Here is a 9813-nt window from a genome sequence, read left to right as displayed (position 1 = left end):
CCCGGAACTCTTCCAGGAGGTGTGTGGTGCCCGACCGTGAGCCCCCTGGCTGGCCCTGGCTGCGCGAACGCCTCATCAGGCTCCGCCAGGCCACCCGTCCGGGCGCCGTTGTTGAACCCGTGCCTGCCGTGGCCGTGCGGACCGCAGTGGTCACGGATTCGGCCGCCGCGCTGCCCGCGGAGTGGGTGCGCGACTTCACCGCCGACGGGCGCCTCACCGTGGTGCCGATGCCGGTGATGGTGGGCACCGAGATCTACGGCGAGGGTGAGGACGACATCGCCGAGACCATCGCCGTGGCGCTTGCCGGCGCGGTGCCGGTCCACACGTCGCGGCCCTCGCCCGGCCAGTTCGAGCAGGCTTACCTGGCGGCTGCGGCCCGCGGCTTCGAATCAGTCGTCTCGATCCACATCTCCGGCGAGCTCTCCGGCACCGCCGATTCCGCCAGGCTCGCCGCGGCCAGGGTGGGGATTCCGGTGGAAATCCTCGATTCCCGTACGGTCGGGATGGCTCTCGGCATGGGCGTGCAGAGCGCCGTGGTCGCGGCCGCCGACGGCCGGAGCGCCGGACAGGTCAGGGCTTTCGCCGAGGAACGGCTGGCCCGCACCAAGGTCTATTTCTACGTGCCGAGCCTCGAGCAGCTGCGCCGCGGGGGACGGATCGGTGCGGCGGCCTCCCTGTGGGGCACCATGTTCTCCATCAAGCCGATCCTCGCGGTCGACGGCGGCAAGGTAGTGCCGCTGGAAAAGGTCCGCTCCGCTGCGCGCGCCATTGGCCGGCTCGAAGAGATCGTGGCAGCCGATGCGCGCTCCCGCCCCGACGGGGAGGCCCGGATCGCGGTGCACCACTTCGGTAACCGGGTGGAGGCTGAACAGATGGCCGCCCGGCTGGGTCAGCTGCTTCCGGATTGCCCGCCCGCCCAGCTCAGCGCACTGCCTGCGGTGTTGGCTGCCCACGCCGGACTCGGCGTCCTGGCCGTCATTGTGGGGGAGAGCAGCACTCCACTGCCCGGGAGCGGTCCGACGCCGGAGACTGCCGGGCCGCTTTCCACATAGCCGTTAATACCCCTGTCGGCCCGATGGCTGCCGTTTCTACGCTGGGTGCATGTCAGGCCGATATCCGGACGCCGGGTCCCGCGGCGGAGCCGTTCCGGCCCGGCACCGCTGGGCCGCCACCTTAGGCGCCGCCGCGGACGAGGGGCTGCTCGGGCCCATGCCGGGCAGCAGGAACCCGACGGCGGTCGTCCCTCCGGTGCGGGGCGAGGCGAACGATGACGCGGGTGCCCCCGCGGGCGAGGCCGGTGTGCAGGGCGGGGCCGGATTCCGGTGGCGGACAGGCCGGCGGGCCGCTGCGCTCCTGGCCGTTGTCTCGGTGCTGCTGGGCGGCTGGTTCTGGTGGCAGGCGGCGAGCGGCGCACCACGGGTCGAGCCAATAGCCCAGAGGGCCGGAGCCGACGCGGGGGCCGGCGGAGAGCCCGGGACCGGCGCGACCGCAGCCCCGGCGGACCCGGCGGCCACCGCGCCCGCGGGCGGTTCCGCCGGAGGGACGGCAGCAGTCATCATCGTCCACGTCGCCGGCGCCGTCGCCAAAGCCGGAGTGGTGGAACTGCCGCGCGGGAGCCGGCTCCACGAAGCCATCAAGGCTGCCGGCGGAAGTACCCGCACGGCCGACCTCGACCGGCTCAACCTCGCCGCTGTCCTCGAGGACGGCCAGAAGATCCTCGTTCCGGAGCGGGGCACCCCGGACCCTGTGGAACCCGCAGGCCCTTCCACAACTTCGGGTGYAGGCACGGCAAACGGATCCGGAGAGTCTTCGGGGAGGGTCAACCTGAACACCGCCGGCGTCGAAGAACTCACCACACTGCCCCGTGTCGGGCCGGTGCTGGCCCAGAGAATCGTGGACTGGCGGAAGCAGCACGGCCGGTTCGGCAGGGTCGAAGAACTCGATGCTGTAGATGGCGTCGGCCCCAAGATGCTTGCGGCGCTCCTACCCCTGGTGAGGGTCTGACATGGCAGCCTCACCCCGGCCCCGGTGGCAGATCATGCGGGACGCCGCCGCCGCAGGGATGGCCAGGGGCCCCGACACACCGGACCACACCCCGTCCGGGGACGGCGCCCAGGGGCGTGCCCTGCGCCATGTAATGTCTGGGGCCCTGGCGGATGCGCTGCACCGGGCGAGGGGCCGGGAGCGGCAACAGAGCCCGAGCCCCCAGCGCCGCCGGACCGACGTGCGGCTGGTCCCCGCCACACTCCTGGTCTGGGCTACAGCGTTGGCCGGCGGTTGGCTGGCGCCGGCCGCCCTCGCCGTACTGTGCGCTGCTCTATCAGCCGCGGCTGCCGCCCTGTTGCTTGGGGTCCAGTCCCGCCGCCGAAGCCCCGTAGCGCGCAGCCTCCGGGCCACGCTGGCCGTCGGTTTGCTGCTTTCGTCCGTCGCCGGTGCCCATTCGGCGGGGGCGTCCACGTTACGGAGCGAGGGAGCGGTGTCGGAGGCCGTCGCCGCCGGCGCCTCCGTGGTGGCCGAGGTCGACGTCGCCGGCACGCCCAAACGGCTACGGGCGCCAGGACGTTCCGGCCTCGCGGACCGTTGGCTGGTCCCGGTGACCCTTCGGGTTCTGGTCTTCGATGGCCGCAGGGTGGAGGCCCCCGCGAAGCTGCTGGTCGTCGGCGGACGCGGGTGGCAGATCGCCGAACCAGGCCAGCGGTTCCGGACAACTGGCACCCTCAAAACGGCCGGGCAAGGCGAAGCCGAGGCAGGAATGCTGGCCGCGTCCTCCGCGCCGCAGCAGCTATCGGCCGCCCCGGGCTGGGAAAGCCTGCCAGCCAAGCTGGGCCAAGGGTTCCGTACCGCCGCAGAACGCCTGGCGGGGGACGCCCGCGGCCTGTTGCCCGGCATGGTCACGGGGGACACCGCCGCCCTGGACGCGCAGCTGGCCGCAGCCATGAAAACCGTCGGCATGACGCACCTGACCGCTGTCAGCGGAGCCAACTGCAGCCTCATCCTGGGCGCCCTGCTGCTCGCGGCCCGCAGCCTGCGGTTCCCCCGTGCTGTAGCCGCGACGGTTGCGGCCACCGGACTGGGGCTCTTCGTCCTAATGGTCGGCCCCGACGCCAGTGTGCTCCGGGCGGCCCTCATGGGGGCCATCGGACTCTCGGCCCTGGCGTTCGGCCGGGCCGGGCGCGGCCTCAGCCTGCTCTGCCTGGCGTCAACTGGACTATTGCTCGGGAGCCCCGAACTCGCCGGCGACTTCGGGTTTGTGCTGTCCGTCCTGGCGACCCTGGGCATCGTCGTCGCCGGAGGCCCCCTCATGGGCTGGTTTCCACCGGCTGTGCCTCGCTGGGCGGCTGCGGGCCTCGCGGTCCCGTTGTCGGCGCAACTGTTCTGTGGTCCCGTGATTGTGCTGCTTCAGCCCCAGTTCAGCAGCTACGCCCTGGCGGCGAACCTGGCCGCCGCTGCGTTCGTGGCGCCCGTGACGCTTACGGGTACGGCCGCGGTACCGCTGGTGCCACTCGTTCCGGACGTCGCTGCACTGCCCATCGCAGTGGCCGGCATGTTCGCCGACGGAGTGGCCGGAATAGCACGCTACTTTGCAGCCCTGCCTGGCGCGGCGCTGCCGTGGCCGGAGGGAGCCTTCGGTGCAGCCACGATGGCGGGCTTCTCCGCCGTGTCCCTGGCCGGGACGTGGGCGGCCACCCACCCCGCCGCCGTCCGGCGTCTGGTCCTGATCCTGCATGGGCAGGCCACACTGTTGCTCACCCGGATCCTCGACCACCCTGCGGCATCCGCAGCTGCCCGGAAACCGCCCGTCCGGCACAGACCGCGCGGCTTGGAGCACCGCCCCGGCCGTGGCACGCTTAGAGTCTGCAAACCAACTTCCCGGAGGAACCACCAGTGGCTGCTGCCCAGACCCAACGCACCCGGACCACGGCCGCGAACACCGCCACCTGGCGGGACGTTACGCCGGCGCCGGTAGTGCTGGTGGGCGGACCGGAAGACTATCTGGGGTCCCGGGCCATGGACCGGATCCGCTCCCAGGTCCGCGCCGCCGCGCCCGACGTCGAGGTCACCCGGCTCAACGCCGGCAGCTACGACCCCGGGGCCCTGGCCATGAACGTCAGCCCGTCGCTGTTCGGTGAGCAGAAGCTGATCGAAGTGGAAGGCCTCGAGGCAATGAATGATGCCTTCCTCGCCGACGCGCTCAAGTACCTGGCCCAGCCGGAACCGGACGCAGTCCTGGTGCTGCGGCACGGCGGGGGAGTGCGCGGCAAGAAACTGCTCGACGCCATTAAGGCCGGCGGGTGGCCCGTGGTTGACTGCCAGCCGTTGAAAAAAGACGCTGACAAGGTGGCCTTCGTCACCACGGAGTTCAAGGCGGCCTCGCGGCGCATCGAGCCTGAGGCAGTGCAGGCCCTGGTCAATGCCGTCGGGGCAAATCTGTCCGAGCTCGCCGCGGCCTGCAGCCAGCTGATCGCCGATGCCACGTCCGCCGTCGATGCCGAACTGGTGGACCGCTACTACGGCGGCAGGGTCGAAGCTTCCGGTTTCAAGGTCGCCGACGCAGCGATGGCCGGAAACGCGCCCCTGGCCCTGTCGACCCTCCGGCACGCCCTGGACACCGGGGCGGACCCCGTGCCGATCGTTGCCGCCCTTGCCTCGAAACTGCGCTCCCTGGCCAAAGTTGCCGGCGCGCAGGGTTCGTCTGCCCAGATCGCGAAACAGCTGGGCATGCAGCCCTGGCTGGTGGAACAGGCGCAGCGTGAGGTGAGGCGGTGGACCCCGGAAGGCCTGGTCCGGTCCATTCAGGTCACCGCCGAGGCAGACGCCCAGGTCAAAGGGCTGTCCCGTGATCCGGTTTATGCCGTCGAGCACGCCGTCACGGTCATCGCGGGATCGGTCCGGCGCTGACCCTCGGGGGCGCGGGCCGGTTGCCGATAGCTCCGCAGTGTGTCCCCGCAGGCGAGGGGCTGATCCCGCTCAGGCTGGCGCCGGCCCGCACCGCCGCAGAAAATGTGGCCGGGTTTTTAACTGGCTGTGGCCGGCACCCTGGGGTGCCGGCCACAATCGTCAGTTCAGTTGAACTGGAAAACCTTAGAGTGCGTTGACCTTCTTGGAGATCGCCGACTTGCGGTTTGCAGCGTTGTTCTTGTGAAGAACACCCTTGCTGACAGCCTTGTCGAGCTTCCGGCTGGCAGAAACCAGTGCAGCAGCAGCGGCATCCTTGTCGGTGGACGCAACGGCAGTGTTGACGGCGCGGATGGCCGTCTTCAGCTCGGACTTGACTGCGTTGTTGCGCAGGCGAGCCTTTTCGTTGGTCAGGATGCGCTTCTTCTGGGACTTGATATTAGCCACGTGTGAACTCTCTTTTTCAATGCGGAAAATGGTCTAGAGGGCTTTCAGATTGGCCATTGACTGAGCGGCGTGGGGATACCTATGGCGACCAACCATCTGTGGCCGTCGACCTGCACGGACACACAGCTGTCAATAATAGCAGAGCAGTGCACCCGCTGGCGATTTCGGGCCGGTTGCGCGGGTCGCGTCCGGCCGGACGGGGAGCGGCCGGGCCCCGCCGGAGTAAGACCTCCCGGCGGGATCAGGACCAGCCGTGGCGGGTGCGCAGGGCCGCGGCGATATCGCGGAACCGTCCGGCATCCAGGATTGCCCCTTCGCGGCGCACATCCTGGGGATTGATCTGCAGGACGCGGTCCACCCTGGCCTCGCTGGGGCGCCACTGTCGGTCCCAGGGTCCGGTACCGATGTCCACGTAGTCATCCGCGCGTCGGGCGTCGCTGTCGTGGTCCTTGCTGGTGAGCATCAGCCCCAGCAGATAGCGCCCCCGGGTCCCGACGAGCAGTACCGGGCGGTCCTTGCCGCGGCTGTGGTCCTCCTCGAACGGAACCCACGTCCAGACAATCTCGCCCGGCTCAGGCAGGCCGTTGACGGCGGGCCTGTACTGGACGGTGGATGTGCCCTGGAAGTCACCGGGGTAGCGGCCGCTCAGGCCAATGCTGCCTGCGCCTGCCTTGCCGGGGGCAGACGCGCGGCCGCGGGCGGTGCCCGAGGGCCGCCGGGTGGGTGCCGGCCCACCGCCCAGCCGGTCCAGGAAACGCAGGGTGCGGCGGAGGGCGTTGCCAAAGGAGCGAAGGTTCAGGGCCATGGGCACACCATACCGCCCGCCGCGCCCCGGCCCCGGCAGCAGCCCGGAGCTAGGTTCCTTTGCGCCGGCAATGGCCGGTCCGTGGCGGGAATGCGGTGCCGGAGACGCGGACGTGGGAGACTATAGGAACGACAAATGCGGTGCGCCGCAGCACGGCGGACAGCCGGCAGCGCCACCCCATGGATAAGCCCTCAGTACCGCTCCCGCGTATTGCCAACAGTAAGGACCCTGCGTGTCTCCCATGGCCCGCACCGCCCCGGTGCCTGCCGCAACAGATCCGGCCCTCATCCGGAACTTCTGCATCATTGCGCATATTGACCACGGCAAGTCCACGCTGGCTGACCGGATGCTCCAGTACACCGGCGTCGTCCAGTCCCGCGACATGAAGGCCCAGTACCTGGACCGCATGGACATCGAGCGCGAACGCGGCATCACCATCAAGTCCCAGGCCGTCCGTATGCCCTGGGAGCTCGATGACACCAGTTACGCACTGAACATGATCGACACGCCCGGCCACGTTGACTTCACCTACGAGGTCTCTCGGTCCCTCGCAGCCTGCGAAGGCGCCGTCCTCCTCGTGGACGCAGCCCAGGGCATCGAGGCGCAGACCCTCGCCAACCTCTACCTGGCGATGGAGAACAACCTCACGATCATTCCGGTCCTGAACAAGATCGACCTGCCGGCCGCCCAGCCGGAAAAATACGCCGATGAACTGGCCAACCTGATCGGCGGCGACCCGGACGATGTACTGCGCGTCTCCGGCAAGACCGGCGCCGGCGTCGAAGCCCTCTTGGACAAGATCGTCCACGACCTCCCGGCTCCGGTCGGCGACCCGACGGCGCCCGCCCGCGCCATGATCTTCGACTCCGTCTACGACACCTACCGCGGCGTCGTCACCTACGTCCGTGTGGTGGACGGCATGCTGCACCCGCGCGAACGCATCCAGATGATGTCCACCCGCGCCACCCACGAACTCCTTGAAATCGGTGTGAGCTCCCCGGAACCCACCCCGTCCAAGGGCCTGGGCGTCGGCGAGGTCGGGTACCTGATCACCGGCGTGAAGGACGTCCGCCAGTCCAAGGTCGGCGACACCGTCACCAACCTGGCCAAACCCGCCAGCGAGTCCCTCGCCGGCTACGCCGACGCCAAGCCGATGGTTTTCTCCGGCCTCTACCCGCTGGACGGCACCGACTACCCGGTGCTCCGCGACGCGCTCGAGAAACTGATGCTCAACGACGCCGCGCTGGTCTACGAACCGGAAACCTCCGCTGCCCTGGGCTTCGGCTTCCGCGTGGGCTTCCTGGGCCTGCTGCACCTGGAGATCACCCGTGAGCGGCTCGAACGCGAATACAACCTGGACCTGATCTCCACCGCGCCAAACGTGGAGTACGAGGTGACGCTTGAGGACAAGAAGGTGGTCCACGTCACCAACCCCAGCGAATACCCCACCGGCAAGGTCGCAGAGGTCCGCGAGCCGATGGTTTCCGCCACCATCCTGGCACCGAACGACTTCGTCGGCGCCATCATGGAGCTGTGCCAGAGCCGCCGCGGCGTGATGGGCGGCATGGACTACCTGTCCGAGGACCGGGTGGAGATCCGTTACCGCCTGCCGCTGGCCGAGATCGTCTTCGACTTCTTCGACATCCTCAAGTCCAAGACCCGCGGCTACGGCTCGCTGGACTGGAAGGCCGACGGCGACCAGGTCGCCGACCTCGTCAAGGTGGACATCATGCTCCAGGGCGAACAAGTGGACGCCTTCAGCGCCATCACGCACCGCGACAAGGCCTACGCCTACGGAGTGATGATGACCGGCAAACTGCGCGAACTGAYCCCGAGGCAGCAGTTCGAGGTGCCGATCCAAGCAGCCATCGGCTCCCGGATCATCGCCCGCGAGAGCATCCGTGCCATCCGCAAGGACGTCCTCGCAAAGTGCTACGGCGGTGACATCACCCGTAAGCGCAAGCTGCTCGAGAAGCAGAAGGAAGGCAAGAAGCGCATGAAGATGGTGGGCCGCGTCGAGGTACCGCAGGAAGCCTTCATCGCCGCCCTGACCACCGAAGAGTCCAAGGACAAGGCCAAGAAGTAGCCATGCCAAGCGCGCTTCCCCTCGGTGACCCCGCGCCGTCGGACGGGCTCCTGCCCGCCCAGGCGCTGGAGGGCGCCGCGGACCGGGCTTTCGGGCTCTACGTCCACATCCCGTTCTGCGCCGTCCGCTGCGGCTACTGTGACTTCAACACCTACACCGCCACGGAGCTGGGCGGCGGCGCCTCGCAGGACGCGTATGCCAGCACAGCCGTCGCCGAAGTCGATTTCGCCGGCCGGGTCCTGAAGGCCTCGGGCCTGCCGGAGCGGCGGCTGGGCACGGTGTTTTTCGGCGGCGGGACACCCACGCTGCTGCCGGCGGAGGACCTCGCGAAGATCCTCGCCGCCGCGATCGGTACCTGGGGCCTGGAACCCGGCGCCGAAGTCACCACGGAAGCCAACCCGGATTCGGTCACGCCCGAATCCCTCCAGCTGCTCGCGGACGCCGGGTTCACCCGGGTGTCTTTCGGTATGCAGTCCGCAGTGCCCCACGTCCTCAAGGTCCTGGACCGAACGCACACGCCCAGCCGTGTGCCGCAGGTCGTCCAGTGGGCCCGGGACGCCGGCCTGGCGGTGAGCCTGGACCTGATCTACGGGACTCCCGGCGAGTCGTTGGATGACTGGCGGTTTTCGCTGGAAACCGCGTTGTCCTATGGACCGGACCACATCAGCGCCTACGCGCTGATCGTGGAGGACGGCACCAAGCTGGCCGCCCAGATCCGCCGCGGCGAAGTGCCGGGGATCGACGACGACGACCACGCGGCCAAATACGAGCTCGCCGAAGAACTGATCTCCGCTGCTGGCCTGGGCTGGTATGAGGTCAGCAACTGGGCGCGCACCCCGGACCAGGCCTGCCGGCACAACCTGGCCTACTGGCGCGGGGACGACTGGTGGGGGATTGGCCCCGGGGCGCATTCGCACGTCGGCGGCGTCCGCTGGTGGAACGTCAAACATCCCACGGCTTATGCAGGGCGGCTGGCCTCGGGTGTGTCACCCGCGGCTGGCAGGGAAACCCTCGACGCGGAAACCCGGGACATGGAACGCGTGATGCTCGAAGCGAGGCTGGTGACCGGCCTGGCGATTACCAGCCTGGGCGGCCTGGGCGACACCGGCCGCCACGCCATCGCCGGTCTGATTGCGGACGGCCTGGTGGACCCGGCGGCTGCCTTCAAGGGGCGCCTAGTGCTGACCCTCCGGGGCCGGCTGCTGGCCGACGCCGTTGTCCGCCGGATCCTGCCGGACTGACCTGCATGACCCGGCGCAATTAGTCCGGCGCTACTTGATCCAGCGGAGGTTGTAGTCGTAGCGGTGCGGCTGGCCACGGTTGACGTGGATGCCGGCCGCGACGGAGAAGCAGGCGAGGGCGATCCAGATGAGGGTCGCCAGCACGGCGAACAAGTTGCCGACCACCGGAATAAAGACCAGGAGATTGGCCACCACCGCGGCGATGGTGGGCGGCAGGGTGAAGTTCAGCGCCTCTTTTGATTCCTGGGCGGTGAACGGGCCCCGGTCCTTGAAGATCAGGTAAATCAGCAGTGCGGGGATGCAACCCAGGATGCCGCCGAAGTGCGCGAGGGTGGCCC

9 protein-coding genes are annotated in these 9813 nt (G+C 69.1%); 6 read left to right on the top strand and 3 right to left on the bottom strand.

The features are described 5' to 3' along the window. Positions 1–26 precede the first annotated feature (26 nt). The 4 genes from AC1DHD_RS06345 to holA are packed head-to-tail and all read left to right on the top strand — an operon-like array spanning position 27 to position 4899. A complete protein-coding gene (locus tag AC1DHD_RS06345; RefSeq protein ID WP_476878902.1) occupies positions 27–1052 on the top strand; it encodes a DegV family protein in 1026 nt (341 codons plus the stop codon). A 49-nt stretch (positions 1053–1101) separates the two neighbouring features. After that, a complete protein-coding gene (locus AC1DHD_RS06340; RefSeq protein WP_476878901.1) occupies positions 1102–2004 on the top strand; it encodes a ComEA family DNA-binding protein in 903 nt (300 codons plus the stop codon). Position 2005: 1 nt separating this feature from the next. Further along, on the top strand, positions 2006–3967 hold the full coding sequence (locus AC1DHD_RS06335) for a ComEC/Rec2 family competence protein (protein WP_476878900.1): 1962 nt from the start codon (positions 2006–2008) through the stop codon (positions 3965–3967). After that, on the top strand, positions 3886–4899 hold the full coding sequence (gene holA / locus AC1DHD_RS06330) for a DNA polymerase III subunit delta (protein ID WP_476878899.1): 1014 nt from the start codon (positions 3886–3888) through the stop codon (positions 4897–4899). The genes AC1DHD_RS06335 and holA overlap by 82 nt, the downstream gene beginning before the upstream one ends. 183 nt (positions 4900–5082) lie before the next feature. Here holA and rpsT read toward each other — a convergent pair whose 3' ends face one another. Further along, positions 5083–5343 carry a 30S ribosomal protein S20 gene (gene rpsT, locus AC1DHD_RS06325; protein ID WP_307036225.1) on the bottom strand — a complete coding sequence of 87 codons (261 nt, stop codon included), beginning with the start codon at positions 5341–5343 and terminating at the stop codon, positions 5083–5085. Between the two features lie 241 nt (positions 5344–5584). Beyond that, the gene (locus tag AC1DHD_RS06320) at positions 5585–6148 is read right to left on the bottom strand and encodes a type II toxin-antitoxin system PemK/MazF family toxin (protein WP_476878898.1); all 564 of its coding nucleotides are present in this window, start codon (positions 6146–6148) and stop codon (positions 5585–5587) included. A 232-nt stretch (positions 6149–6380) separates the two neighbouring features. On the opposite strand from AC1DHD_RS06320, the gene lepA reads away from it, so the two are divergent. Both lepA and hemW read left to right on the top strand, forming a co-directional pair. Then, positions 6381–8234, top strand: coding sequence for a translation elongation factor 4 (gene lepA, locus AC1DHD_RS06315; protein WP_476878897.1), 1854 nt, complete (start codon positions 6381–6383; stop codon positions 8232–8234). 2 nt (positions 8235–8236) lie between these two features. Further along, positions 8237–9475 carry a radical SAM family heme chaperone HemW gene (hemW, locus tag AC1DHD_RS06310; protein WP_476878896.1) on the top strand — a complete coding sequence of 413 codons (1239 nt, stop codon included), beginning with the start codon at positions 8237–8239 and terminating at the stop codon, positions 9473–9475. Positions 9476–9505: 30 nt separating this feature from the next. On the opposite strand, the gene AC1DHD_RS06305 is transcribed toward hemW, so the two are convergent. Then, positions 9506–9813 (bottom strand): DUF4870 domain-containing protein (locus tag AC1DHD_RS06305; RefSeq protein ID WP_476878895.1); only part of this gene is annotated, 308 nt, incomplete at its 5' end.

The sequence above is a fragment of the Arthrobacter sp. 05L45_2 genome (assembly GCF_056397525.1).
This window is presented reverse-complemented; position numbering and strand designations above follow the sequence as displayed.